A 25,021-nucleotide genomic window follows, 5' to 3' on the forward strand; every position below is an offset into this window, starting at 1 on the left:
GGGGCGGCAGCTTTTCGGGGGAAGCTTCCCCCGAAAACGTGCCTTGGGAACCCCCGCAAGGCGCTGCTCTGGGCACAGAAGTGGCACATGAGGGAAACCCTACCAAGAGCGCTGGACTCACCAGATGCCTAGGTCGGGAAACCCTCATCAAGCACTGGTCTCACCAAATCAAACCGGATTCGTATAACTCTTGAAGAAAAAGCCATCCATATCAAGAAGCTGTCCGGTATTTACATCGCTAAAGACTGGGAGTATATGATAAAGTTCAAATTTGTTTTCTTTCATAAACGCAATGGAATCATTATATAGTCTTTGATTTTTATACAAAGCTTTCAATGACAGTTCCATTTGAACCCCAACAACTTTTTGGAGAGATTCATTGGCTCCTTGTAGAATCTGCTCTTCAAAACCTTGACAGTCTAATTTTAAAAAAACTTTGGAATTATCTAACTTATTTTCGTTCCAAAAGGTATCTAAGGTCTTTAATTGAATTTGGATTTTCTCTTTAACTTCAAAAGCAGGTGCGACACTTTTGGCATATTCTGTGGGTTCTAAAATAGAACTTAAATCGGAGAAATTGGTTAAGTTTATTTGAGTGGTTCCATTTTCCGCTCCCAAAGCAAAATTAAAACCTGACCACTTTGAGTCTTTGGTTTTAGTTTTTTGAAGAGAATTAAAAACTTCTGGTACTGGTTCTATGGATAAAATACGCCCATCAAAACCCTCGCTTCTAATTTCTGTGGCATATTGACCGAGATTAGCCCCTACATCTATAACCGTGTCTACATTATGGTTATTTAATAACTTGATTAAAAAATTATATTTGCGAGGGGGAGATCTCACGACATCAAACCCTGTCTTGTGAATCAAAGGGCGGAGATTCTTCATCGAAAATTGCCGGATTTGATCAACAAAAATCATTTTTTTAAATTAAGTGATGATAAAGTACGATGGCGATACGCCTCTGGCGTCTGCCCTTTGGGCAATCGCTCTACCTTTATCTTATCAATTTTCTCGCAAGGTAATAAAAAGGCAGACGAACAACACAACACGCAACAGCTAAGATTCGGGTGGAATGAAGCTGGCATTTTTTGTGGAACTATCCCAAACTATCCAGGCAAATTCATTCTCTAAGTCACTTCCATTCTTGGCGACTTTGAAATAAATCTTTTCACCATTTCTGGCTTCAACGGCGAAGTCAGCTTTGTCAGCATATATTACCTTAAAACCATTGTCTCGTAGACAATACATTGCCCAAGCTTTCAACGACTGCTTGTGTGGCTCATGCGGAATTGGAGGTTTTGTAATCACCTCTTCAATAACTTGATATGTCTGTTGTAAATTAGCCATTAGTCATTGAGTCATTTTGTCAAGATTTTTTTATCGTCGATTAAAGAGTTCGGTGACTTTTACGTCTATACGCAGTTTAGGTGAACTATTGGGGTTCAAATCCCCATCTCCAACTGAAAATGTCTTGATTTTGAATGAGCGAATTTTGAATTGTTATTTTCTTGTGTTGTCAGCTATTGTGGATCACAGCGAATCTCTATCATAAAGCCATCGGGGTCATAAAAGTACACACCTCTACCAGTAGGACGTGTAACTGGTCCGTGGGCAATTTGTATTTGATTTTGTCTTAAAACTTCTACTGCTTGCTCAAACAATTCAGGAGCAATGTCAAACGCCAAGTGGTATGCTCTGGTAAAAGCACGTTCTGGATTTGGATCTGGCGGTGGTAAGTCTGGTTCCCAAAATAAATCGAGAATAGTACCATCTGGAGTGACAAAATTAGCGACTTTTCCTTGTGCGACTAAGTCTACCAGAGTTGCAGGAACTTCATCACCAGTCAGTTCGTGCAAACCAAGAATATGATTGTAGAAGTGTCGAGAGCCTTGCATATCATGGACGTTAAGGGCTATGTGATGTACTCGTCGCAAGTCACCGGAAGTCAGGACACTTTTGAGGGATTGAGGACTTTGTAGCATGGCGGTACTCAATTGACTGATTAAGGCAGAAGGTACACTTAATGACTTTTCCCTCTACCAAACGCTTCACTATTGATGAGTATCATCATCTCATAAAACTGCGATTCTTTCATGCAGATGACGACATTGAATTAATTCACGCAGAAATCATCGAAATGGCAAACAAAACAGTTACATTGCCCTTTTTCCCTGATTTATCGCTCTATTCTCTAGTGTTTTTCCTAATTTTTATCAAGTAGAGCAAGGATTATCAGTAATACTTGATTGTCAGGTATTTTAGTAAAAAATAAAACATACATAACACAAAATAAATATTTACAAAAGCTGAGATGAAAGCTCAGAAATAAGTAATAAATTATATCATACAAAATCGAGTGTATACGGTAATTTTGTATAGTCCTCCACAAAAGCAAACTATAGCTTTAGAGAGACTATACCATTTAGTATGTCTGTCTTTGGAGCAATTCAATTATTATTTGTAATCGTTAAATTTTCTAGTGAAGACAACATACAACTGAGCGCTAACCTTTTTAATTTCTTAATTAAGGAAACGATTGACATGGTTGAGAGCAGGCAGGCTTCGGAACGGACGAATGTAAATACTGCAAACAGCATAACTACAAGTCAACCTTATGCTGGTACAGTAGGCACAAACGTAGGGGTTGGGGTATCCAGAACAGATGATGCGAACCGCGTGAGCATCGGTCAACCCAGTGTGGGTTCATCAGGGACAAACATAGGTGCAGGGTTATCTACAGACGCCTATACGAATTCAGGGACAAACATAGGTGCAGGGTTATCTACAGACGCCTATACGAATTCAATTAGCAGTAATGGTCAATCCGGTGCTCAAGCAGCAAACGGAGGCAAAAATCCTATGCTAACTAGAGCACTGATAGGCGGACTCATTGGTGGTACATTGGGCTCAGTAGCAGCGGCTTTTGCGGGTAAAAGAATAGCTCAGGGCGTTAGCGTTGCTGCAAAAGGTTTAGGAGAAGCTGCAAAGACTATCGGTGGGGGTCTTAGCCAAACAGGAAAAGGTGTCGGGGAAGCGGTAAAGAGTCTCGCTGATGGTGCGACACAAGCTGTTGTCGGTGGCGCAGTGGATACGGCTAAGGGTGTTGCTGAGGGAACTAAGCAAGTTGTAGAGGGTACATTGGACGCAGTACAGAATACAGCACAGGGAGTTAACCAAGCTGTACAAGCTGGAGCGGAGATAGTCCAGGATACAGCAAATAGTGTTGCCGAGGGTACTAGGCAAACCGTAACAGGTGCATTGGACGTAGTACAAAATACGGCACAGGATGTTAACCAAGCTGTACAAGGTGCTGCAGACACTGCAAAGGATACTGCAAATCGTGCTGCACAAGGAACTAGGCAAGCCGCACAAGGTGCTGCAGACACTGTTAAGGATACGGCACAGGGTGTGAACCAAGCTGTACAAAGTGGCGCACAAAATATTAAGCCTTCTGAAAATCAGAGCAATCAATATCAAGAGCGGACGGTTGCAGGCAACCAGCCAATCAATAAAGGTGAAGTTGAAATGGATCGTACACCAGTGGTCTATATTTCAAGGCCAGAGAACAAAGAGCTACTTGTTGATCCAATTGTGCCTGTAGATGCTGAAACCTCATTGGGTTCTGGTAAAGGGGACTCGCTTGAGGAAGAAATAGCTCGGATTGACGATTACAAATAGCCATTTAACATTGCGAGGGTCATCAATCAAACCTAGACGTAACAATGATGCCCCTTTTTAAATAAAGGTAGTCCAATAGGACTACCTGTCAACATAGGAACCTCGCAAGTTATAAGAGATAGTTTTTTCGGCTTAGACCTTGTCAAATCAAAGACAAAGGTCTAAGCGTAGATTTTTTGTCGTCTAAGCAGAAGAGAAATTAACCAGTTTTGGTACAAAGGAAACGATTTTTATGAATGGGAACCAGGAGCTTTTGGATCAGCTGAACGGCAATACTGATGTAGCTACAGAGCAACCTGAGGCTTATGAAGTAGCTCAAGATACGAGTAATGGGTTATCTAAAATAGCGATTGGAGCACTTATTGGTGCTGCCTTGGGCGCAATAGCCGGAGCTTTAACTATTAAAGGTACAGCCGAAAAGGTTAACCAAACTGTAAAAAATGTAGGCGATAAGGTCAAGGATGCAGCCCAAAATTTGAACCAAACAGTACAAAGTGTAGGGGGCGCAGTAAATACAATAGCTGACGGTGTTAACGACACTGTAAAAGATGTAGGAGAGAGCGTTAAGGGTTCAGCTTTGGGCGTTAACGACACTGTAAACACAACAGTGGGTACTGTTAAGACGACAGCGATAGGTGTTAACGACACCGTAAACAATACAATGGACATCATTAAGGGTGCCGCTGAAGGAGTTACCCACTCTGTGACAAATACAATGGACGTAGCCAAGAGTTCGGTTGAAGATGCCAAGCCTTCAGGTACTGAAAGCGTCAACGTAGCCAACGTACCTAATAACCAGACAACCTATATTTTAGTCCCCGTGGAAAACCAGAAGTAGACAGTAGGGTGGGCAATACCCACCCTACTGATTTTAAGTTTTACCAAAAATTGTTTGGTTGGTCATAGATAACGAGCTGCTTCAGCTCGTGGTTATGCCTGTTTGGTGTCATTTAAGGAGACGGTTAGTATGAGTTATAATAAGCATCAGTATGGCAAAAATGCTGACCGGATCAAGGAGCAACGCACGGCTCCTCAAGCAGGTATAGGTCTAGGCGGTGGATTAGTTGGAGCAGCCATTGGTGGTTTACTCGGTCGCCGAGTTGGAGGAGTTTCTGGTGCTGTAGTTGGCGCAGTTGCTGGAGCTTTGGTTGGGAAAGGTACAGCTGAGCGTGTTAACCGTACGGTAGATAGTTTAGTAGACGCAGCCAAGAGTGTAGCTGAGACTATTAACCATAGTGTCAACGGTGTAGGAAATGCCGTAAAAGATACAGTTGAGGAAGCCAAGACATCTGTAGTAGGCGTAGTACAGGTGGTCAAGGATACAGTTGAGGAGGCTAAGCCATCGTTAGTAAGTACACTAGACTCAATCAAGGATACAATTGAGGAAGCTAAGCCATCTGTAGTAGGTGCGGTACAGGCAGTCAAGGATACTGTTGAGGAAGCTAAGCCATCCGTTGTAGGTGTAGTACAGGCGGTCAAGGATACTGTTGAGGAAGCTAAACCATCTGTAGTAAGTGCAGCTAAGAATGTTGCTGAGGCTGTTAATGAGAGTATAAATGATGTTGGAACTACATCAAAAAATACAGTTAACGAAGTCAAGCAATCTGTTGAGGAAGTCAAGCCATCTGGTAATAACAACAATGAGATACACCAAGAGCCATTGGTGACGGAGCAACTGTCGAAGTCAAGCAAGCAGTGTCCTCAAGTTGTTGAGGATGTTATGTCAAGTTCATCTAATTGTCCTCAATACGAAGAGTTCATCCCGCCTACAGTAATTTTTCCCGCATCACATCCTTCCACTCTCCCGTTAGCGCCAGAGAGAAGAGGAGATTTTTTTATGCAGGAGTTGAGGGTGGAGTCTCAAGAGAATAGTAACTTGTCAGATGAGATTAATATTACAGAAGAGGTTGCTCAAGGATTAAATGATTCACAACAGCCGAAGAGTTTTGAAGAAATAGATATAAAAGATATCAAAGAGATTAAATATAACAATATTCAACAGGAAGAAAAAGAATTTCAGCACAGTAAACAAGAAACTACTCAACAGCTTAAGCAACCAACTATTCAACCACAAACTGAAAAAAACCAAAATTTTCCTGGAATTATTGTAGGAGTAACTATCATAAGTTTGATAGGTGTAACTTTGGGCTTTCTCCCAAAACAAAATCAGTTAGTCATCAAATCATCAGCATCTTCTCAAAGTCTATCTCCAATATCAGAAACAACATCGAAAAGAACACCTCCAACAATGACAGATGGTTGGATTTTTGTAGGTAATATCAACAAAGCCTCAGATTCAGTATTGGTTGGAAAGACTCTCATCAAAAGTTCACTGTCTACTGATTCACCGATTGTTCCATCTGTAGGATCGATAGTAGCTGTCGCAGTTGAACCAGGTATTACGTTGAGGGACAATAGAGCACAACCGCCAAACTTTAGTCATCAACAACAAAAAGCTTTAGCTATTCTTAAGCCTCAAGAGAAGTTAAAAATTCTGAAAGTAGAGTTTGTAAAATCTTCGAGTACCACTGAATCACCAATAAAAGTTTGGGCAAAAGTCCGTAAATGTGGTAGTGCTTGCTTACAGCAGAATTCAGAAATCAGAAGTCAGAAGTAAAAAGGCTTTCTGCCTGACTTTTAGACAAGAGCATTGTACCTCAATTACTTGCAATGCGCTGTATAATATAATGTATGTTTGATTATTCTTTAGATTTTAAAAATATTAACTTTCGAGAACATCCTGAACTGTATCGCGTGGGTAAGGGTGAACAGGGAGTGCTTTTGGTAGAACCATACAAATCTGAAATTCTTCCTTACTGGCGGTTTAAAACTCCAGATATTGCAAAAGAGTCTAGCGAAAAAATCTACCAGATGTTTTTTGAATATTTAGAGCAAGATGATTTTGTCGGTGCTGATATGGCGCGGAAGTTTTTACAGATGGGGTATACACGCTCGCGCCGCTACGCTAACCATAAAAGTGGTAGAAAGTACAAAACTAACCCCCAAAAAGAAACTTCTAAAGAAGCTCACACTCAAGCCAGACTAGATATTCTACCAAATGAAGTAGATCCTATTAAAGCTGAATCAGCAGCAATCTTTAAAGAAAAGTGGATGCAAGCCAAGATGAATGAAAAGTATCTCCAGCTTTTAGCAAGGCATAAGCAGAAATACGCAGATTAATCCTTTGAGTAAATACAGGGTACGCTTAACAGCCAACGCCAAGGTGAGCGTCAGCGGCTCGACTGACTTGTGCTGAGCCGGTCGTTGTAGCGGAAGCTGAGGGGCGTCGTTCGCGTAGCGTCTCCGTTCGGCCTCAAGCCGTGCCCGTTCGCGCAGCGTGTCCCTTTGGGACTCAGGGCTCAGGAGATAGCTTAGCCGAACGTCCGAACGGGCAAAAGGTGTTTGCTTCATTCATAGCGGGTGATACGCCGCTTGTGGGGCTGGTTTGAACAAACAGTTTTGAGCAAACAACTGAGGGAGTCAGCTTAGTAGATCATATGCTGATAATTACGTATTAGTTCAACCTCATAATCATCAGGTTTAACAACCTCGTAATTCTCAGGTTTAGAAACAACCTGTTCCTGCTTATCAGTGGGTAATGGTTCTTGTTTTACTTCCTCACTAGAAATGACTTGATACTCATTTTTTCCTAAGAGTTTTTTCGGAACTGTAAGGGTCAAAATCAGTACCAAAAGCAATATCTGCCAAGGTGCAAAAATTAAACCTAGGACTATACAGATAGCTGCAAATACCCCCACCAAGTACCCGATTTCATCGGTACTTTTCTTGAAGATATAGCCACCAACTAAACCAGTAAAAAGCGGAAGTAGAAAAAACAGAGCCATAGTTTCTCACATCTGAACAAAAGCAGAGGCGTTAATGTGTGCATATGAGAGATGCTGTTGGGAAGAAATATGTTTCGTTTGACAATCTACGTTGTTGAGCCACAACACGCTATCTATAACAACAGCGCATAAAAACAAAATTCCGGAATCATTTGTTAAACTAGCTTAACACTTTCTGATTGGACTATTTCATCTATCTAACGTATTACTTTAAAAGTAGCGTTTTCAACTGAGGCACCAATGCTGAATATTCCTCAATTACTAGCAACAGAACTCAACCTTAAACCCTATCAGGTGCAAAACGCCCTAGAACTTTTGACAGAGGGTGCAACAATTCCCTTTATTGCACGATATCGCAAAGAGCGGACGAGCGAGATGAATGAAGTTCAGTTGCGCGAACTGAGCGACAAGTACAATTACTTAACAGAATTAGAAGAAAGGAAATCGGTGATTTTGAATTCCATAGCCGAACAAGGGAAACTCACCGACGAACTCAAACAAAAAATCGAATCCTGTTTACTCAAAACTGAACTTGAGGATTTATATCTCCCCTATCGTCCCAAACGCCGTACTCGCGCCACTATCGCCAGAGAGAAAGGACTCGAAGCGCTGGCGGAGTTCATCAAATCGCTGAACAACAAAAATGCTGTTTCGGCGTCGCTGGATACGGAAGCTGCAAAGTATATTTCTGAGGGAAAAGGAGTTAAGACAGCAGAAGATGCACTGAAGGGTGCTTCTGACATCTTAGCGGAAGAAGTCGCGGAAAAAGCAGAGTTGCGAGCATACCTCCGGGGCTACTTGCTGGAAGAAGGAGTGTTTGTCTCCCGTATCAAAAAAGATCATCCGGAAGGTACAACCAAGTTTGAGATGTACCGTAATTATCAAATGAGGGTGAGAAATATTGCGCCTCACAATATGCTGGCGTTGTGTCGCGGTGAAGCAGAGGAGGTGTTGTCTTTTGAAATTTCCTTTGATGAAGATGTGGTGCTTTCTTATTTGGAGTCAAAGGAAATTAAGACGAAAGTCCGCGCCATCCGCGACTTTTATCAAGGGATGCTTAAAGACGCATTCAACCGCTTGATGAAAACTTCCTTGATAAGTGAAGTCGTTGCGGAAAAGAAAACCTACGCTGATGTTGAGTCTATCAAAACTTTTGAAACGAATTTGCGGGAGTTGCTGCTGTCTGCGCCAGCAGGGATGAAACCAACGCTGGCGATTGATCCTGGTTTTCGGACTGGATGCAAAGTTGCTATACTCGACCAAACAGGGAAATTTTTGGAATATCAAGCGATATTTCCACATCAAGCAGCTGAACAACGTTTGAAAGCTGCACAAACTCTCAAAAATTTGATTTCAAAATATAAAGTTGAGTTAATTGCCATTGGTAATGGTACAGCTTCCCGGGAGACAGACGAATTTGTTTTGGAAGTGCTGCAAACGATGGAACAAAAACCAGTCAAGGTGATGGTGAATGAGTCGGGTGCTTCCATATATTCTGCCAGTAAAGTGGCTTTGGAAGAGTTTCCCGATTTAGATATTACCGTTCGCGGTGCTATTAGTATTGGTCGTCGGTTACAAGATCCACTCGCGGAACTGGTGAAAATTGATCCTAAGTCCATCGGCGTGGGACAATACCAGCATGATGTGGACCAAAAGTTGTTGAAAAAGAAGTTGGATGAAACTGTTGAAAGCTGTGTTAACTACGTTGGTGTGGACTTAAATACTGCTTCCAAAGAACTTTTGACTTCTGTCTCTGGGATTACGTCCAGCGTTGCCAATAATATTGTTGCTTATCGTAACCAGCATGGTGTGTTTAAAAATCGCCGACAGTTGCTCAAAGTCGCCAAGTTAGGACCAAAAGCTTTTGAACAGGCGGCGGGATTCTTACGGATTCGCCAAAGTGAAAACCCATTGGATAATACTGCTGTTCACCCAGAAAGTTACTCACTTGTAGAGGCGATCGCCTCCGATTTGAACCTACCACTAACTCAAATCACCCAAATTGCCGAAAAGCTAAAAAAAGCCAATCTTAAGAAATACGTCACCGACACCGTTGGCGAACCAACACTGCGCGACATCCTCAGCGAATTGGAAAAGCCAGGAAGAGATCCACGCGCTGAGTTTAAGTATGCAACATTCAAGGAAGGAATCAAGGAAATTTCTGATCTCAAAGAAGGGATGGAACTAGAAGGTATCGTTACCAATGTTGCGAACTTCGGTGCTTTCGTTGATATCGGTGTACATCAAGATGGTTTGGTGCACATCTCCCAATTGGCTGATAGATTCGTTGATGATCCAAAGAAAATTGTCAAGGTGGGACAAGTTGTGAAAGTGCGAGTGCTGGAAATTAATCAGAAATTGAAGCGGATTAGTTTATCCATGAAGTCAATCAAGCAATAAACCATAATCGGGAGACGAAAGTGGTTGACCTAACTTTGGTAGGATGAGCGATCGCGCCGACGAGGATTACAATCAAAGCTGAGAATAAATAAAAATTCCCTAAAAGAGGCAGATTATGGCGTTAAAATTAACTGTACCGAATATTGCCTGTGAAGACTGTGCAACAAAAATTACCGAAGCCATCCATGTAATGGAACCCGATACCAAAGTGGATGTAGATGTGGAAGCGAAAACTGTGACTGTAGAATCTAAGGCTTCTGAAGAGTCAATCAAACAGGCAATTGTTGCAGCTGGTTACCATATCGAAGGTTATCAATAACTGCTTTGACAAAGTAATGCCACAGATGCATAGTAGCGTAATCTGACATCAAAAAGGCTCAAGCATTCTTGCCTGAGCCACTGCCAAATAAAATTAATTAGGTAGATTAAGGGGTTGGTTCTTCATCCCCCAATTTACAAAGCTTAGTAGCGGTTACGGAAACTGTTGTTTCCTCCGCGACCACCACCACCAAACGAGCCTCTTTCCTCTCTAGGCTTAGCCTTATTAACTTTAAGGTCACGCCCCATCCACTCAGCACCATCAAGAGCATCAATTGCTGCTGTTTCTTCAGCATCTGTACCCATTTCCACAAAACCAAAGCCGCGCAAACGACCTGTTTCACGGTCAGTTGGTAGCTGAACCCGCTTTACAGTACCATATTCTGCAAAAACAGCTTTCAGAGTTTCCTCTGTAACGTCGTAAGAAAGATTACCTACATAAACTGACATAAAATGTCTCCGAAATCATAAGTGTGTAGAGATTTAGGTTTCGGAGAAAAGTTTGTAGATACCAAAAACAAAAAACCTGTCAATACTAAAAACAAACGCTATTAACCGAATTAACTCTCGCCTTCCATAATGACATACCAGACAACTTTTAGCGAGCAAATTGGAAAAATTGTTATATAAAGTTATAGAAGCAATTTATACCTAAGTATAATATGATTTCTACACCTTGGCTTTGATATGGACACATCATAAGACGGGAAGCCCCAAAAACGAATAAGACCGTTCCTATTGTTTGTTTTGGTTGGAAGCTTGACTCTCAAACGAAGTAAGTCCAAAGGTAGTTCATCACGTCATAATTTATAGTTAGTCTTGTGTTAGATTAGCATTACTTGCACTCACCAAGTATTGAACAATTAAGAGGAGATCTATTATCGTAATTCAAAAGCAGCTCATTAACTCGCAAATCAAGTCACCTCAAGTCTTCTTGATTGATCATGAGAATAATAACCGTGGTCTGATCGATACAAATGAAGCTCTACAACTAGCACAGAGCGTACAGCTTGACCTAGTTGTAGTCTCGGAGGGCAAAGACGCTCCAGTTGCGAAGATTCTTAACTATGGTAAACTTCAGTATCAAAAGAAAAAGCGTCAGGGACACAGTGCTAGACCTACAGTAAAGGAAGTCCGGCTTCGTCCCAACGTGGGTATGGCTGATTACAACTTACGTATTGAGCAAGCAATTGAGTGGTTGAATAAAGGCGATTCAGTAAAGTTTGTTATTCGTTTACGAGGCAGAGAAAATCAATATCGTGAACAGGCTGGAGAAATGTTAGACCGGATTGTAGCTGCTTTGAGCCAAGTGGGTAAAGTCCAGTCGCTTGATAAACGCTCACTGATTGCTCAAGTCGTTCCTGCGTAAATTAGTTTTTTGGGAATATTTAGTGATCCCAAGTAGCCAGAGTAATTGCGTATATGCTCTGGCTACTGTAATGTAGGGGCTGTAAGTGGATGCACCAAACGCAATGGGCGTGGGAGAAGCGATGTCACACGGGTTTTGCTAATGCAGGTCAGGGATGGGCTTTAGAGACTTAGCAATATATTAACGCTTCACATAAAACCATAGTTGCAAGCTTGAAAGCATGACCCTGAGGAATGGAACAATTGAAGATGGCAGGGATACTTCTTTGAGAATGCAAGCTTTGAGTACTTGCAGAACTACTGGGAGATGGTTCCTGCAAGTGCAGATAGTTATCAACAAGTTGTTCACTAAGTTTCCGCACTGAGGCATTATATCATGTTCGGTAAATAACTTACGATTAAGCTCCGATTTTAATCCACCAATGAAAACCGGTTAAACCTTGAATCAAATCTTGCTGTTGAAGTAAAGATTGACACCGATGAAATAAAATTTCCTCTAAATCATCAAGTGTCTCAAATGAACGAGAAGGCGATTGGTTCGTCAACCAAAGTCCACAATCTTTCCGCAGGTTGTAATTCAGGTGAATGGGAAGGCAAAAATGTCAAATGCAGCCCGGATGGAAGCTCTAGGTCTTTACTGGTATGCCAACCGGCTTGGTCTACAGCCAAAAGAATGTGTTTATCAGCACCTAAACTGAATTCACGAGCAAAATCTGCTAAAACGAAGTTAAACAAGTTCGTATTTACGTAAGGAAGAATCCACCAATAACTTTCTCCAGTTTTGGGATGTACGAACGCATACAACCATAACCACTTGTATCTCCAGTTGACATTGGCTATTGGTGTTTCGCCTTCTGGAACATAAACTCGTCTAATAATCGGCTTGAGTCCTAAACGATGCGAAACTGCACGCCTCGTTGAATTTCTGCATCTGGGTAATTAGCTTTGAGTTCTTCAACTTCTATAGCTAGTTTTTTTTCCAGGCTTGTTGCTCGAAAGGGTCGCTTTCGCTGTGAGATGGGCGAGGTACTCGTAGTCTAAAAGTCATCTGCCGTAATATCTCCCATCCCCTGTATCTACTAATCTTTGTCCCTGTAACTTCACTCAGCCAATCCGCAACTTTTCGCCCATTCCAAAATCCCCCATCCGGCGCGTTTGACTGCAAAGCTTGCCATAGCTGTGCTTGGTGAAGATCGTCTATTAACGTCTTTGCTCCCTGATTTTCACTGCGGCGTTAAGCGTAGCTCTACCGTAGGCAATCGCCTATTCCAGAAATGCCCGACTCGTTATACCTTTTAACCAATGCGTAGATCCATGTCCTGCTGTAGCCTGTTACTTGCTCAACATATAGCCGTTTTTTTCCCTTGTGCTAGTAACCATATAATCTGACACTGGCGTAAAGTCTGCCGGGGGAAGCTTCCCCCGGCGAGCTTTACGACTTTCTACTCCGTCTTTTGCCTGACGGTAAACTTGTTCTAACTCGGAAATATTTAAATGTGTGGCTATAGTGATCCGTTTCGGCATAGTTCATAATTGTACTCTGGACTTTTATCATAAGCGATTATGCGAACATGATATGACTTGTGTGAGTGGAGAGCTAGTTGATTGGAATAGGTAGCGTTTAAGGTGCCACAGATTTTGCAAAAATCTTGCTTGTCTATAATGTTGTCCACTTATCTTGATTCACAGATTGCACCAAGAAAAATTGATGTTATATCATCACTCAGAATTCAACAAAAAGTCCTTTATTTTAGCGACAAAAGCCAATAAAAATAATGTAGCTTACTCTTGTATATTTTTAGTTTGTACAGTTTTATACGGAGAGGTGCCAGATATGAGTTGAACCATTAAACAAACATGTATGGTGAAATCAAACTATTCCCATTGACTTTCTAGGTGAGCGACTTTAAGTTAAGCAACTAGCTGCAAAAGTGGATAAATTCAGCAATAAAGGTAATATATGCGCTCTTAATGAAACAGTACAGCCTTTTGTGGTTATATAGTTTATTTTTTCTAGTATTATTACGAGTATCACTCAATCTTCTTCTAAGAGAATTTAAAACTTGTGTACATCGGAGTACTATCGATCTCTTAACTAGAAATTACTACTCCATAACTCCTGGAGAAACATTTACCAAAAGGTTGATATTTATTTTCATATAAAATTCATTGCCTTACTTATTCTCTGTTAATTAATTTTTATTTATTGTTTTTTTTCTTGAAATTGTTAAAATAACGGTAAGTTCATGCAAGTAAAAAATATGCTTAAAAGCAAATTTGATGATACATTAGCTGCCATAGAATTAAATACAGCTAGAAAATTAAACTGGGATTATAACCAATTAAAAGACTGTTTAATTTTTACAGTAAATAAGGAAGCGATTGAGATAGCACTCCAGAAAAATCAACTCAAAGAATCTGAGTTGCAAACTTTAAAGCAAGCTTTGTTAGATTATGGTTTTCAGTACAAAAAAACCCTAAATGATTGTATCTTTGTTTTTGAGCAAGATGTTGAATTAAGATAGAGCCAAAACAAAGTAGCAGACTTTTGGGAATCATCTTTAGTGCTAATGATGCTTATTTTGCTGGCGGTGGTGTAGGTCTGATTGAAGTTATTACAGATGCTGGGTGCTTTAGTAACTCATCTGCAAAGTTATCTAAATGCGACCAGAGAACTTCTTTGCGGAGATAGCGACACGAACCGCAGTTAAGACGAATAATTTGAGCGTTGTTGCCAAAAAATATAAGAGGTAGCAGTGTTATACTTAGTAAGATCACCCAGATCTTCTTTGCCTAAATAACACGTTGAAACGTGTATAAACCATGAAAACCGCTTCAAACCTAATTCCCGAATTTGAAACATTATTTAGACAAAAGTTACGACTCAATAATTGTAGGCTTAAGAAGAAAAAACAAGAGAATCATTATGAAATTACTACTCCCGCCAAAGACATTTTTTTGATGTCTTGGTGCGAGTTTCCAAAAATTAACTTGATATATCAGCCTATAGGCATACGAACAAAGCAGACTATAGTTTATGAGCGGGCTATCCGTGACCATATTAATTTTTGTGTGAGTAGTGTCCAGGATAACCCTGACTCTAGTCTTATTACTTTAGATAGAGAAAACTAAAGTTTTTTATTTTTAGTATTTAAAATATCTTCGTTAGATGCGGTTGGCGAAGGTATGACAAAGCCTCCTACAGGTGTGTTGCCACTTGAAACGGTTAACGACAAATTAATGGTTTGAGTGTCTGTATCATCTCTATATACCTAATTTGTAGTCATTTGACTAAAAGTATCAAATACTACTTGCAGGCGTTAATTTGCTTGGGGCAACATTCCAGTTCGACGAGCCGATTGCGAATCTTACGGAGATGCTTTCGGCTATTGATGGGTGTTCGTGGTACTCACAGTTGTGCAAAAAGGATTTTATGAAAGCACTATTGATTTACCCTCAGTTTCCCCAGTCCTTTTGGTCTTATGATCGCTTCATGGAAATCGCCGGACTCAAAGCCGTCTTGCCTCCACTGGGGATGATTACAGTAGCAGCCCTTCTACCCAAGGACTGGGAAATTAGATTTTATGATCGCAACGTCAATCTTGAAACAGAGGCTGATTGGGAGTGGTGTGACCTAGTAATCCTTTCTGCAATGCTGGTGCAGAAACCAGATTTCCATGCCCTAATTCAAAAAGCGGTGCGGTTAGGCAAAAAAGTGGCAGTCGGTGGCCCGTACCCCACCTCAATCCCGCAAGATGCTCTTGACTCTGGAGCGCATTATCTGGTTTTGGATGAAGGGGAGTTGACAGTTCCACAGTTTCTAGAAGCCCTCAAAGGCGGCAAAGAGCAAGGAATCTTTCGCTCCCTGGAAAAACCTGATGTCACCCAAAGCCCGATGCCGCGTTTTGACCTGCTGCAACGGGATGCCTACTTGATGATGGCTATCCAATTTTCTCGCGGTTGCCCCTTCAACTGCGAGTTTTGCGACATCATTGTCCTCTACGGTCGTAAACCACGCACCAAGGAGCCTCACCAGATCATAGGCGAGTTACAAGCTCTTTATGATTTAGGCTGGCGAGGGTCACTCTTCATCGTTGATGACAACTTTATTGGCAATCAGCGTAACGTTAAACGCTTCTTACGAGAATTGATTCCTTGGGTAAAGGAGCACGACTACCCGTTCACTTTCATAACTGAAGCTTCTGTTAATTTGGCAGAAGATGATGAACTGTTGCAATTAATGAATGAAGCAGGCTTCTATGCAGTTTTTCTCGGCATAGAAACCCCTGACCAAGACAGCTTGCAAGTCACACAAAAAGTGCAAAATACTCGCAATCCCCTCATCGAAGCCTGTCGCAAGATCAATGAAGCAGGGATGCTAATCTATGCAGGGTTTATCCTTGGTTTTGATGGAGAACGCCCACGAGCAGGAGAACGAATTCAAGCTTTTGTTGAACAAACCAGTATTCCTCAACCGATGCTGGGCATCCTTCAAGCTTTGCCCAACACTGCTCTTTGGAACCGTCTTCAAAAAGAGCAGCGTTTAGTAGAGGGTATTGGCGGGATTGAGCTGGGAGACCAGAATACCTTAATGAATTTCATCCCCACCCGCTCCATCGATGAAATCGCTAGAGAGTATGTAGAAGGCTTCTGGACGTTGTATGAACCCAGAAACTATCTCAGACGCTGTTTTCAGCAATGTCTCAGTATTGGCTCGCTAGCAAAACGAAAGCAAACCATGCAATTTTCTCCAGGTAAGGGGTTGCAGCTCGTTGCTCAGTTAATCTGGCATCAGGGCTTACGCCGACCTGAAATTCGTAGGCAGTTCTGGCAACAACTATGGACGATTCTGCTGAAAAAGCCTCAAGTTCTCAATATGTATTTGGGGCTATGCGCTGCTGGAGAACATTTTTGGGAGTACCGCGCTTTAGCTAGGGAACGGATTACTCAACAACTAGGCTACGATCCACTGAGAGTCTCTGTGCTACCTAAGCAAGAACCAATGCTGATCAAATAAAGATGTAATACTGATAATATTACTGAGCCAGTAGCTTAAAAGAAGAGGATAGATTCGGTATCGTCCTTGTATACTATGGCTCATGAATTCATCTGCAACAGCATCTTGGAACGAAGTCCGCGCAGCATTTCAAAAAATTTGGGGTTACGAAGATTTCCGTCCACCGCAGGGAGAAATTATCCAGAGTTTGTTGGCAAAAAAAGATGCGCTGATTATCATGCCCACAGGTGGGGGAAAGTCAATTTGTTTTCAACTTCCCGCACTGCTACAAACTGGATTAACGCTCGTTGTTTCGCCTTTGGTGGCGCTGATGGAAAACCAAGTGCAGGAACTTCGGGAACGTCGAATACCCGCTGCCCTTTTGCATAGTGAATTACCATCTGATAAGCGGCGTATCACTTTACAAGCTTTGGAACGACAACAACTCAGATTACTTTACTTATCGCCAGAAACTTTACTCAGCAAGCCAGTGTGGGAAAGGTTGTGTCAGCCGGAACTTGTGATTAATGGATTGATACTAGATGAAGCGCACTGTTTGACACAGTGGGGAGACACTTTTAGACCAGCTTACCGAAGATTGGGGGCAGTACGACCAGCGCTACTCAAATCAAAACCATTGGGAACAAATATAGCGCTAGCCGCTTTCACCGCCACCGCTGACCCTTTAGCCCAAACTCAAATTCGAGAAATTCTTCAGTTACAGGGATCTGCAGTTTTTCGTATTAATCCTTATCGTTCTAATATTAATCCTTCTATTCGTATAGTTTGGACTCCAAGGGGAAGAAAGCAACAATTCTTAAAATTTCTTTCAGATAAAGCACAACAAACTGGGCTTGTTTACGTTCGGACAAGGCGAGATAGCGAAGAGTTGGCTGCATGGCTGCTAGAGTTGGGTTACGTTACAGCAGGTTATCATGCAGGATTAGGCGCAGAGGAACGCCGCGATATTGAAGCACAATGGCTGAGTGGAAAAATGCCGTTTGTCATCTGCACGTGTGCTTTTGGTATGGGGATAAATAAGAGTGATGTCCGTTGGGTGGTTCATTTTCACCCGCCATTATTGATTTCAGAGTACGTGCAGGAAATTGGACGCGGTGGACGAGATGGAAAACCAACTCAAGCACTGATGTTGATCAGTGAACCTACGGGGTGGTTAGATCCACAAGATAAGCAAAGACAAAAGTTTTTTGAGGAGAATTTGCAGCAGCAACAGCTAGACGCGCAGCAAGTCTTGAAAAAATTGCCGAGAACGGGAGAGGTGAATGCTGTGGCGCGAGAATTTCGTGATGGTGCGATCGCCCTCTCTCTACTACACAGCACCGGACAACTCAAGTGGCTTGACCCCTTTCACTACAGTATCGTTCCAGGGGCGAAAACCAAATCAGTCACACAATTGCACGCCACCAAGCAAATGAATCAATATCTTACTACTAGAGATTGTCGCTGGCGTTTTTTATTGAGTGCTTTTGGTTTTGAGGAAGAAATTAAGAACTGGCGTTGTGGTCATTGTGATAATTGCTGCCGAAAATAACTTTCTTGACAGAAGCTGAAAAAAATGCTTTTCGTGCTGAGTGGCAAGAGTTTGTACAGAATCTTTGAAATTTGGCTAAAGTACAACATCACCAGAAAAGTTAGGAGAATCGATTACAATGCAACAGTCACCTGACTCCGGTTAGCTTCACCGTTAGGCGTTTCTACCAGTCTGCTATGAATGAAAATCTAACAAACGAGCCTCAACACAGCATTGTTTCCATCAGCGTACGAGTGCTTTCTCCCGCTGATGCTGAATCATATCGTTTTGTGCGTTTGCTTGCGCTTCATGAACATCCCCCAGCTTTCGGCTCGTTGCCAGAGGATGAACCAAATCTTTCTGAGATAGCTGCAAGACTCGCACAAAGCGACGAGCGTTGCTTTTTCGGAGCGTTTCAAGACAATCAACTCATTGGCACCGTCCGGATTTCTCGCTATTGCGCACCCAACGAGAAGCACCGCGCTCATCTTGGGGGGCTATATGTTTTGCCCGCATTCCGTCGCAACGGTTGTGGTAGATCGCTTGTCAGGCAAGCTTTGAGTTGGGCAGCGAACGCGCGAAGCATCAGGAGAGTCAACCTAACTGTCGTGACCCAACAAAAAGCGGCAATCTGTCTTTACCAATCGCTTGGCTTCCGTATCTATGGTACTGAGCAAGAGACATTCTCGAAAGCTGGACGTTTCTACGACGAACACCTGATGACGTTGGAACTCACTTCGGATAATGACCGCAACGTCTAACAACAGTATTATCATTATGAACCGGAAGCTTAAGTGATGTTATTGAGCGTATCGCAAGAGAAAAGCTACCCAAAAATGGGTAGTAATGGGTAGCTTTGTCTATAGATTAAGTTACAGTTCCTAACTCCTAACTTTTTTAAAACTGACGCAAAAAGCGTAAATCACTGGCATAAAGACGGCGGATATCATCAATTTGGTGTAAAACCATCGCAAAGCGTTCTACACCAAAACCGGCGGCGAACCCTGTATACACTTCCGGGTCGTACCCCACTGCTTTGAGCACATTTGGATCGACCATACCGCAACCCATCACTTCCAACCAGCTACCATTCCACTGCAAATCAACTTCAGCAGAAGGTTCTGTAAACGGGAAATAACTGGCGCGGAAGCGAATAGGTAACTCACCAAACATCGCTTCCAAAAATATCTTAATGGTGCCTTTAAGATCAGTAAACGTCAGTCCTTCGTCAATGGCTAAAAGTTCTATTTGGTGGAAAACTGCTGAGTGAGTCGCATCTACGTTATCTCTCCGGTAAACTCGCCCTGGCGCAACCACCCGGATGGGGGGTTCCTCTGTTTCCATGTAACGAATTTGTACTGACGAGGTATGAGTCCGCAGCAGATTCCCGTCTGGCAGGTAAAAAGTATCCTGCATATCACGGGCGGGGTGGTCGGGTGGGGTGTTCAGAGCTTCAAAATTGTAGTAATCTGTTTCCATCTCTGGTCCAGTAGCTACGGTGTAGCCCAACCCGACAAAGATATCCAAAGCTTTGTCGATGATGTTATTGAGGGGATGAACACGACCTTGAGGACGATAAATTCCTGGCATTGTTACATCCAATGTTTCAGCATCTAGCTGTGCCTGAATTTTCGCCCCTTCCAAGGCTGCGCGTTGCTGATCTAAGCTGTTTTGCAAAGCTTCTTTGACTGTGTTGGCGATCGCCCCAATTTTTGGTCGTTCCTCCGCACTCAGTTGTCCCATACTCCGCAACAGCGCCCCAAGTTGACCTTTTTTCCCAAGGTAGCTGACTCTAAGTTCCTCCAGACGTTCTAGCGTATCAGCGGCGGCGATCGCTTTTTCTCCTTCCTCTCGCAGTTCTAAAAGTTGAGCCTCTAAACTGTTAGTCATTAGTTTTTAGTCGAAAATCCTAATCTCGTTAATTCGTAGCTTTTCGTGGTCAAGCGTAGTTATACCCGTCGCTGCAATGGATTCTGGACACACCCTTCATTGTTGAAAACCCAACTCTAAACCCATTGATAACGACTTCACACCCTTTGTTTGTCGGTGTTTTGACGCGTCCAGTGTATGTTCCAGACTGTAGATTTTTGCGTTCTTTGACTATCTGAACTCTTACAAAATCGCCTGTCGATACATGAGTAAAAGTTTGCTTGGGGGCTGTACAGGGAAAACCATATTTATTGATTCGGCACATCCTTCTTATGCCGTGTCCTGTCGATTTTGCGGTGAAAATCTTAGTTATTAAGATTTTTAACGTGCCAGTAATCCCAACGCAAGCTGCGTCAATCCAGTGTGCTTTTGGGAGCAATAAACGAGTCCGGTTAAACTTCGTTAAACCACCCGAACCCGTCTTAACAGGCAGCCCTAAACTTTTCCAGACATTAAATAACGACCAGCGCGTAGAATTTACTGCCGCTGCATCTTTTAAAGGTCGTTTAGCCTCAGACAAGATTTTCTTCAAAAGGTCGGGTTTTTGAGCAAGGAAGGTTTCAATGTCTTGCGTACCTTTGTTCTGATTGCACTTTTGGCAAGCTAAACACAAATTAGAGATTCGATTAGTTCCTCCATTGGCTTTAGGGCAAATATGTTCAACTTGCAGAGGGATATTTTCCGCCCCACAGTAAGTGCATTTCCTGTCCCATTTGTTGAGAAGATACTCTTTAATTTCATATCCTTGCAAGGCACCTTGCTGATATTCCATTCCAGAGATTTCCGGATTTTCCATCTGCTGCAAGTCAAACCTGACAAGCTCTTGGACAATTGCACTTATCGGCGCAAACTTACATAAACGCTTCACCCACGTCTCGGTAGTTAATACGCGGTGCCGCAACGACGGTGCTAACCACCCTTTTTCTCTAGTGCGATTCACAAACCTGGGTTGACGGTATCTGGTATGTCGAGAACGCCTACCACGTCTTACAGCAGATCGGGTTTGTAGCCCATCACTAATAGCTAATCCTCGGTGCTGTAATTCCATTCCCCAAATAACTTCATCGCGGTTATTAACTAAAGCGAACCCAGTCAATTTAGAACCAGGGTCTAACTTCAATGTCAACGGGTAAGCAACAATATTTTCTACTACTCGTTTCATGATTAATGTGAACGGGTAACGACGGAATATTGCTGCTTTGTTTGTTTCTAGAAGTTTCTTGGCGTGACTTGGATGAATTGGATTCATCGGTGTTTTGTTGGCATCAATCAAAAATACGTAGTTTGACATGATTTGTTCGGTCGGTTTGACCAGTCCTTATTTCTAAGTAATGTTTGCTTCAACCTTGTTACTAGAGCTTGTTAGGCTAAAAGCACTTCTGTTGCCAGATGTTTAACTCTTAGCGACAGGGAGCAGCGCCTTGCGGGGGTTCCCCCCGTTGTGGCGACTGCGGTGCAGGGAACTAGCGAATTCCAGGGTGTCATGACTTAAGTAACGCTTACCCCTCTAAGGGTGGTCTGGTTCACATAGACTACGGATTACTCCTATTGCCTATGCTCTCATTACACTATTCATTACTCATAGATCCAAAGCTTTGGACTACTGGAGATATAACATATCGTTGACACCGTTATTCTGCCGTATGAAGAACTTGAATCGTCACAAGACAATTGATTTGTCAAAGACAATATTATATCAAAGTTCTTTTTACCTGTTTTGCCGCTCTGTAAGGAAGCCAGAATCAGATTTACAATCAGCGTTATGCTGCTAGTTACCACTGGGGGCAGTGGTTTAGAGTTAGGTTAAAGATAATCACTTTGACTAGTGTACGCAGAGGAGGTTTTGGCAGCATGAAGACGCTGGAAGAAATTCGGCGATGGTTGATTCAGCACAAACCAGTGTTGCAGGAACGGTACAAAGTAAGCGAATTGGGTATTTTCGGTTCCTATGCAAGACAACAACAGACTGAAACGAGTGATGTCGATGTGTTGGTAGAGTTCTCTGAAATACCTAGTTTGTTGAAGTTTGTCAATTTAGAAAACTATCTGAGTGATAACCTTGGAGTGAAGGTTGATCTGGTACATAAAGGGGGACTAAAGCCACGTATAGGAGAGCGGATTTTGACAGAAGTGGTCTATCTATGACCAGACGACAATTGGAGGATTATTTACAAGATATATTAGATGCGATCCGCCTTTGGCGGCAGCGCTTCGCTATCGCCGCTCTTGAGCAATTTACGTATGTCGTTGTCTGTAGAACAAGTCGAGAAGAGAATAAAAGAAATTGAGTGTTTTATTGGTCCCTCAAGTGAGCGATACGGGCGTTTACTCAACTGGCAAAATCCACCTGACCCATTTTGGCATTATGGAATTGGTCTATCAGATACACATATTTTTGATACAGATCGTGGGTTATGTCCATTTGAGAGAAAAGAGGCAAAATTTGTTGCCGGTATTGACCACATTGCTTTTGAGCCTGAGCGAATAATTGAGCGACTCAAACAAGCCCTTCATGTTTTTGCTGATTGGGAGTACACAATTCCTGGTTGGAATTGTGAACACCTTGGTAGGTTAATTGCGACAGATAAACCCAGATGTTATCAAAGTAGAGCTTTATGGTTTTTGTTTGATCTTACCCCAGAAGGCGACCACAAAACCGCACATCAAATCTTTCGAGCTTACCTAGAGAAGGTTGCTCCTAGTCTCAATCAGTAGTATTTTTTTTCAAGATTGTCTTAATTGTTATCAGTGTACATGTCAATTCTGACTGCCAGCTTGGGAATACTCTAATTAGAGTTTCCGTGACTAATTGCTCATATATGGCTCAGTCGTTACCACAAAGGCGTACTACTGCTGTTACTACAAGATCTCAGTTCTCGCCCTTTGGCAACAAACTAGTGCAATCTGGCTTTGTCAATAGCGAACAGATGAGACAAGCACTGATTGAAAGTCGTAAGTCTGGCAGATCTCTGACACAAGTGCTGGAATCTATTTCCGGACGACAGTTGTCACCAGAACTGTATAGGTTACATAAAAAGCAGCAGCTATTTGAACTAAAAATATTATACGGTGTTGAATCTCTTGATTTAGAGGTGAGTCAGGTTGGCACAACAAGAATGAGTCAACTGATTGATACCCTCATTCCAGTAGATATCTGTCGTCGTCATCACTTAATACCACTAGCAAAGAATGCTGAGGTAAACCCACCCTCGGTTATGGTGGCGATGGTAGATCCGGATAATTTAGAAGCTTCGGATGATTTGAACCGCATCTTACGTCCGCAGGGATGGACTTTGCAGCGGATGGTGATTACTCAAGAGGATTATCAGCAACTTATTAACCAATATTTGGATGAGGTGACTGTTCGACAAAAGCACCTCGAACAGGAAAAGTTTACAGACATTAATCAGGACTTAGAAAATCTAGACAATCTCAATTTAGAGGATGTACCTGAAGATAAGGAAGCTGACTTAGGTGCAGCGATGAAGAGTGCTGAGGATGCCCCGATTATCAATTTAGTTAACAGAATCCTCGCGAAAGCACTACATGAGATGGTTTCTGATATTCACGTAGAACCGCAGGAAGAAAATTTACTCATTCGTTTTCGTAAGGATGGTGTGCTGCGTCAGGTTTTCGATCCTCTGCCCAAAAAAATCATTCCTGCTGTCACAACTCGTTTCAAAATTATTGCCAACCTCGATATTGCTGAACGGCGTTTACCTCAAGATGGACGCATCACAAGAGTGTTTGAGGGACGAAAGCTGGACTTCCGCGTTAGTACCTTGCCCAGTCGCTATGGGGAAAAAATCGTACTACGAATTTTGGATAACTCTGCAACCCAATTGGGATTGGATCAACTGATTGCTGATGCAGAAACTTTGCAAATTGTCAAGGATATGGTCAGTCGTCCCTTTGGCTTGATTTTGGTGACAGGACCGACTGGTTCTGGTAAAACAACAACCTTGTATTCGGCACTTTCGGAACTGAACTCTTCAGGCATCAATATTTGTACGGTGGAAGACCCAATTGAGTACAGTTTACCTGGAATCACTCAAGTGCAGGTGATTCGGGAAAAAGGTCTGGATTTTGCGACAACTTTACGGGCTTTTTTGCGACAAGATCCCGATGTGCTTCTGGTGGGTGAGACGCGAGACAAGGAAACGGCAAAAACGGCAATTGAGGCAGCATTGACCGGTCATTTGGTCTTGACAACTTTGCATACTAATGACGCGCCGGGGGCGATCGCTCGTTTGGCAGAAATGGGCATTGAGTCTTTCATGGTTTCCGGTTCTCTCATTGGTGTATTAGCACAGCGCTTAGTACGGCGCGTGTGTCCCAGTTGTTGCATTCCCTACACTCCCACCACAGCAGAACTATCTCGCTATGGTTTATCAGCAAGTCAACAAGTGGGTGTTACCTTTTATAAGGCAAATACCTTAACTTTAGAGCAAATTCACCAAGCCAAGGCAAATGATCAGCTTTGCCCAGAGTGTCATGGCGTTGGCTACAAGGGACGTTGTGGTGTTTATGAAGTTATGCGAATCACAGAACGCCTGCAAGCCTTGATTACCGAAGACGCACCAACGGAACGCATCAAAGAAGTAGCGGTGGAAGAAGGGATGAAAACTCTACTGGCTTACAGTTTGGATTTAGTGTGTCAAGGTTATACGACTTTGGAAGAGGTTGAACGAGTCACGTTTACTGATACGGGTTTGGAAGCAGAGTTGAAAGCTAAACGTAAGATCAGTCTGACTTGTCGGAGTTGTCACGCTGGACTGGAAGCCGAATGGTTACATTGTCCATACTGTATGACACCACGGTTTCAAGAGTAGTTAGTCTTTTCTGCCCCAAAAAAATACTTAAACGAACCGCAAAGACGCGAAGGACGCAAAGGAAGAAGAAAAAGAAGAAGATAGGTAATTTGAGACTACTTAAGGAAGTCATTCTTAGTTA

The 25,021-nt window shown here is 42.5% G+C and carries 24 protein-coding genes and 1 pseudogene; 16 read left to right on the forward strand and 9 right to left on the reverse strand.

The features are described from left to right. Nucleotides 1-168: 168 nt before the first annotated feature. The 3 genes from AC5590_RS16850 to AC5590_RS16860 form a co-directional block, all read right to left on the reverse strand. The gene (locus AC5590_RS16850) at nt 169-921 is read right to left on the reverse strand and encodes an FkbM family methyltransferase (RefSeq protein ID WP_169264693.1); all 753 of its coding nucleotides are present in this window, start codon (nt 919-921) and stop codon (nt 169-171) included. A 138-nt stretch (nt 922-1,059) separates the two neighbouring features. Beyond that, a complete protein-coding gene (locus AC5590_RS16855) occupies nt 1,060-1,350 on the reverse strand; it encodes a hypothetical protein (RefSeq protein WP_169264694.1) in 291 nt (96 codons plus the stop codon). Between the two features lie 173 nt (nt 1,351-1,523). After that, the gene (locus AC5590_RS16860; protein ID WP_169264695.1) at nt 1,524-1,985 is read right to left on the reverse strand and encodes a VOC family protein; all 462 of its coding nucleotides are present in this window, start codon (nt 1,983-1,985) and stop codon (nt 1,524-1,526) included. A gap of 41 nt (nt 1,986-2,026) precedes the next feature. On the opposite strand from AC5590_RS16860, the gene AC5590_RS16865 reads away from it, so the two are divergent. The 5 genes from AC5590_RS16865 to AC5590_RS16885 all read left to right on the forward strand — a co-directional run bounded on the left by AC5590_RS16865 (nt 2,027) and on the right by AC5590_RS16885 (nt 6,861). Beyond that, a complete protein-coding gene (locus AC5590_RS16865; protein WP_169264696.1) occupies nt 2,027-2,224 on the forward strand; it encodes a hypothetical protein in 198 nt (65 codons plus the stop codon). Between the two features lie 320 nt (nt 2,225-2,544). Further along, entirely contained in the window at nt 2,545-3,681 is a 1,137-nt protein-coding gene (locus tag AC5590_RS16870) for a serine-rich family protein (RefSeq protein WP_169264697.1), read from the forward strand. A 232-nt stretch (nt 3,682-3,913) separates the two neighbouring features. Beyond that, nucleotides 3,914-4,519 (forward strand): hypothetical protein, encoded by a 606-nt coding sequence (locus tag AC5590_RS16875; RefSeq protein ID WP_169264698.1) that lies wholly within the window; start codon nt 3,914-3,916, stop codon nt 4,517-4,519. Nucleotides 4,520-4,648: 129 nt separating this feature from the next. Further along, entirely contained in the window at nt 4,649-6,298 is a 1,650-nt protein-coding gene (locus AC5590_RS16880) for a ribonuclease E domain-containing protein (RefSeq protein WP_169264699.1), read from the forward strand. Between the two features lie 74 nt (nt 6,299-6,372). Beyond that, nucleotides 6,373-6,861 (forward strand): DUF4385 domain-containing protein, encoded by a 489-nt coding sequence (locus tag AC5590_RS16885; protein ID WP_169264700.1) that lies wholly within the window; start codon nt 6,373-6,375, stop codon nt 6,859-6,861. Between the two features lie 305 nt (nt 6,862-7,166). Here AC5590_RS16885 and AC5590_RS16890 read toward each other — a convergent pair whose 3' ends face one another. After that, nucleotides 7,167-7,526 carry a DUF4278 domain-containing protein gene (locus tag AC5590_RS16890; protein WP_246162678.1) on the reverse strand — a complete coding sequence of 120 codons (360 nt, stop codon included), beginning with the start codon at nt 7,524-7,526 and terminating at the stop codon, nt 7,167-7,169. Nucleotides 7,527-7,766: 240 nt separating this feature from the next. Between AC5590_RS16890 and AC5590_RS16895 the strand changes: the two genes are divergently transcribed. After that, nucleotides 7,767-9,926, forward strand: coding sequence for a Tex family protein (locus tag AC5590_RS16895; protein ID WP_169264701.1), 2,160 nt, complete (start codon nt 7,767-7,769; stop codon nt 9,924-9,926). 115 nt (nt 9,927-10,041) lie between these two features. Next, nucleotides 10,042-10,245, forward strand: coding sequence for a heavy-metal-associated domain-containing protein (locus AC5590_RS16900; RefSeq protein ID WP_169264702.1), 204 nt, complete (start codon nt 10,042-10,044; stop codon nt 10,243-10,245). A 143-nt stretch (nt 10,246-10,388) separates the two neighbouring features. Here the strand turns inward: AC5590_RS16900 and rbp are convergent, their stop codons facing one another. Next, nucleotides 10,389-10,694, reverse strand: coding sequence for an RNA-binding regulator (gene rbp, locus AC5590_RS16905; RefSeq protein WP_169264703.1), 306 nt, complete (start codon nt 10,692-10,694; stop codon nt 10,389-10,391). A 451-nt stretch (nt 10,695-11,145) separates the two neighbouring features. On the opposite strand from rbp, the gene infC reads away from it, so the two are divergent. Further along, nucleotides 11,146-11,613: a translation initiation factor IF-3 gene (gene infC, locus AC5590_RS16910; RefSeq protein ID WP_256379405.1), complete on the forward strand. Its 468-nt coding sequence runs from the start codon at nt 11,146-11,148 to the stop codon at nt 11,611-11,613. 397 nt (nt 11,614-12,010) lie between these two features. On the opposite strand, the pseudogene AC5590_RS16915 reads toward infC, so the two are convergent. Continuing rightward, nucleotides 12,011-13,136 (reverse strand): annotated as a pseudogene (locus tag AC5590_RS16915) (IS630 family transposase). Between the two features lie 737 nt (nt 13,137-13,873). Between AC5590_RS16915 and AC5590_RS16920 the strand changes: the two are divergent. After that, entirely contained in the window at nt 13,874-14,137 is a 264-nt protein-coding gene (locus AC5590_RS16920) for a hypothetical protein (protein WP_169264736.1), read from the forward strand. Between the two features lie 52 nt (nt 14,138-14,189). Here the strand turns inward: AC5590_RS16920 and AC5590_RS16925 are convergent, their stop codons facing one another. Next, nucleotides 14,190-14,390: a glycosyltransferase family protein gene (locus AC5590_RS16925; protein ID WP_169264692.1), complete on the reverse strand. Its 201-nt coding sequence runs from the start codon at nt 14,388-14,390 to the stop codon at nt 14,190-14,192. A gap of 45 nt (nt 14,391-14,435) precedes the next feature. On the opposite strand from AC5590_RS16925, the gene AC5590_RS16930 reads away from it, so the two are divergent. The 4 genes from AC5590_RS16930 (at nt 14,436) to AC5590_RS16945 (ending at nt 18,900) form a co-directional block, all read left to right on the forward strand. After that, nucleotides 14,436-14,744 carry a hypothetical protein gene (locus AC5590_RS16930; protein WP_048867455.1) on the forward strand — a complete coding sequence of 103 codons (309 nt, stop codon included), beginning with the start codon at nt 14,436-14,438 and terminating at the stop codon, nt 14,742-14,744. 301 nt (nt 14,745-15,045) lie between these two features. Continuing rightward, a complete protein-coding gene (locus tag AC5590_RS16935; protein ID WP_169264704.1) occupies nt 15,046-16,629 on the forward strand; it encodes a B12-binding domain-containing radical SAM protein in 1,584 nt (527 codons plus the stop codon). Between the two features lie 82 nt (nt 16,630-16,711). Continuing rightward, entirely contained in the window at nt 16,712-18,160 is a 1,449-nt protein-coding gene (locus AC5590_RS16940) for a RecQ family ATP-dependent DNA helicase (protein WP_169264705.1), read from the forward strand. 176 nt (nt 18,161-18,336) lie between these two features. Continuing rightward, nucleotides 18,337-18,900: a GNAT family N-acetyltransferase gene (locus AC5590_RS16945; RefSeq protein ID WP_169264706.1), complete on the forward strand. Its 564-nt coding sequence runs from the start codon at nt 18,337-18,339 to the stop codon at nt 18,898-18,900. A 136-nt stretch (nt 18,901-19,036) separates the two neighbouring features. On the opposite strand, the gene pheS is transcribed toward AC5590_RS16945, so the two are convergent. Both pheS and iscB read right to left on the reverse strand, forming a co-directional pair. Next, nucleotides 19,037-20,029: a phenylalanine--tRNA ligase subunit alpha gene (gene pheS, locus AC5590_RS16950; RefSeq protein WP_169264707.1), complete on the reverse strand. Its 993-nt coding sequence runs from the start codon at nt 20,027-20,029 to the stop codon at nt 19,037-19,039. 49 nt (nt 20,030-20,078) lie between these two features. After that, the gene (gene iscB, locus AC5590_RS16955; protein WP_169264708.1) at nt 20,079-21,359 is read right to left on the reverse strand and encodes an RNA-guided endonuclease IscB; all 1,281 of its coding nucleotides are present in this window, start codon (nt 21,357-21,359) and stop codon (nt 20,079-20,081) included. A gap of 560 nt (nt 21,360-21,919) precedes the next feature. On the opposite strand from iscB, the gene AC5590_RS16960 reads away from it, so the two are divergent. The 3 genes from AC5590_RS16960 to AC5590_RS16970 all read left to right on the forward strand — a co-directional run bounded on the left by AC5590_RS16960 (nt 21,920) and on the right by AC5590_RS16970 (nt 24,900). Continuing rightward, complete coding sequence (locus tag AC5590_RS16960; RefSeq protein WP_169264709.1) at nt 21,920-22,213, forward strand: nucleotidyltransferase family protein; 294 nt, start codon at nt 21,920-21,922, stop codon at nt 22,211-22,213. A 39-nt stretch (nt 22,214-22,252) separates the two neighbouring features. Then, a complete protein-coding gene (locus AC5590_RS16965) occupies nt 22,253-22,783 on the forward strand; it encodes a hypothetical protein (protein WP_248277206.1) in 531 nt (176 codons plus the stop codon). A 104-nt stretch (nt 22,784-22,887) separates the two neighbouring features. Next, nucleotides 22,888-24,900, forward strand: a complete 2,013-nt coding sequence (locus tag AC5590_RS16970) for a GspE/PulE family protein (RefSeq protein ID WP_169264710.1) — start codon at nt 22,888-22,890, stop codon at nt 24,898-24,900. Nucleotides 24,901-25,021: the final 121 nt, after the last annotated feature.

It is taken from the genome of Brasilonema octagenarum UFV-OR1, assembly GCF_963888615.1.
Classification (GTDB): Bacteria; Cyanobacteriota; Cyanobacteriia; order Cyanobacteriales; family Nostocaceae; genus Brasilonema; species Brasilonema sennae.

What these genes read in the sequence shown, in the direction of transcription:
- AC5590_RS16850 (WP_169264693.1), bottom strand. Translation starts at nt 921, where the DNA reads ATGATTTTTGTTGATCAAATCCGGCAATTTTCGATGAAGAATCTCCGC.
- AC5590_RS16855 (WP_169264694.1), bottom strand. Translation starts at nt 1,350, where the DNA reads ATGGCTAATTTACAACAGACATATCAAGTTATTGAAGAGGTGATTACA.
- AC5590_RS16860 (WP_169264695.1), bottom strand. Translation starts at nt 1,985, where the DNA reads ATGCTACAAAGTCCTCAATCCCTCAAAAGTGTCCTGACTTCCGGTGAC.
- AC5590_RS16865 (WP_169264696.1), top strand. Translation starts at nt 2,027, where the DNA reads ATGACTTTTCCCTCTACCAAACGCTTCACTATTGATGAGTATCATCAT.
- AC5590_RS16870 (WP_169264697.1), top strand. Translation starts at nt 2,545, where the DNA reads ATGGTTGAGAGCAGGCAGGCTTCGGAACGGACGAATGTAAATACTGCA.
- AC5590_RS16875 (WP_169264698.1), top strand. Translation starts at nt 3,914, where the DNA reads ATGAATGGGAACCAGGAGCTTTTGGATCAGCTGAACGGCAATACTGAT.
- AC5590_RS16880 (WP_169264699.1), top strand. Translation starts at nt 4,649, where the DNA reads ATGAGTTATAATAAGCATCAGTATGGCAAAAATGCTGACCGGATCAAG.
- AC5590_RS16885 (WP_169264700.1), top strand. Translation starts at nt 6,373, where the DNA reads ATGTTTGATTATTCTTTAGATTTTAAAAATATTAACTTTCGAGAACAT.
- AC5590_RS16890 (WP_246162678.1), bottom strand. Translation starts at nt 7,526, where the DNA reads ATGGCTCTGTTTTTTCTACTTCCGCTTTTTACTGGTTTAGTTGGTGGC.
- AC5590_RS16895 (WP_169264701.1), top strand. Translation starts at nt 7,767, where the DNA reads ATGCTGAATATTCCTCAATTACTAGCAACAGAACTCAACCTTAAACCC.
- AC5590_RS16900 (WP_169264702.1), top strand. Translation starts at nt 10,042, where the DNA reads ATGGCGTTAAAATTAACTGTACCGAATATTGCCTGTGAAGACTGTGCA.
- rbp (WP_169264703.1), bottom strand. Translation starts at nt 10,694, where the DNA reads ATGTCAGTTTATGTAGGTAATCTTTCTTACGACGTTACAGAGGAAACT.
- AC5590_RS16920 (WP_169264736.1), top strand. Translation starts at nt 13,874, where the DNA reads ATGCTTAAAAGCAAATTTGATGATACATTAGCTGCCATAGAATTAAAT.
- AC5590_RS16930 (WP_048867455.1), top strand. Translation starts at nt 14,436, where the DNA reads ATGAAAACCGCTTCAAACCTAATTCCCGAATTTGAAACATTATTTAGA.
- AC5590_RS16935 (WP_169264704.1), top strand. Translation starts at nt 15,046, where the DNA reads ATGAAAGCACTATTGATTTACCCTCAGTTTCCCCAGTCCTTTTGGTCT.
- AC5590_RS16940 (WP_169264705.1), top strand. Translation starts at nt 16,712, where the DNA reads ATGAATTCATCTGCAACAGCATCTTGGAACGAAGTCCGCGCAGCATTT.
- AC5590_RS16945 (WP_169264706.1), top strand. Translation starts at nt 18,337, where the DNA reads ATGAATGAAAATCTAACAAACGAGCCTCAACACAGCATTGTTTCCATC.
- pheS (WP_169264707.1), bottom strand. Translation starts at nt 20,029, where the DNA reads ATGACTAACAGTTTAGAGGCTCAACTTTTAGAACTGCGAGAGGAAGGA.
- iscB (WP_169264708.1), bottom strand. Translation starts at nt 21,359, where the DNA reads ATGTCAAACTACGTATTTTTGATTGATGCCAACAAAACACCGATGAAT.
- AC5590_RS16960 (WP_169264709.1), top strand. Translation starts at nt 21,920, where the DNA reads ATGAAGACGCTGGAAGAAATTCGGCGATGGTTGATTCAGCACAAACCA.
- AC5590_RS16965 (WP_248277206.1), top strand. Translation starts at nt 22,253, where the DNA reads ATGCGATCCGCCTTTGGCGGCAGCGCTTCGCTATCGCCGCTCTTGAGC.
- AC5590_RS16970 (WP_169264710.1), top strand. Translation starts at nt 22,888, where the DNA reads ATGGCTCAGTCGTTACCACAAAGGCGTACTACTGCTGTTACTACAAGA.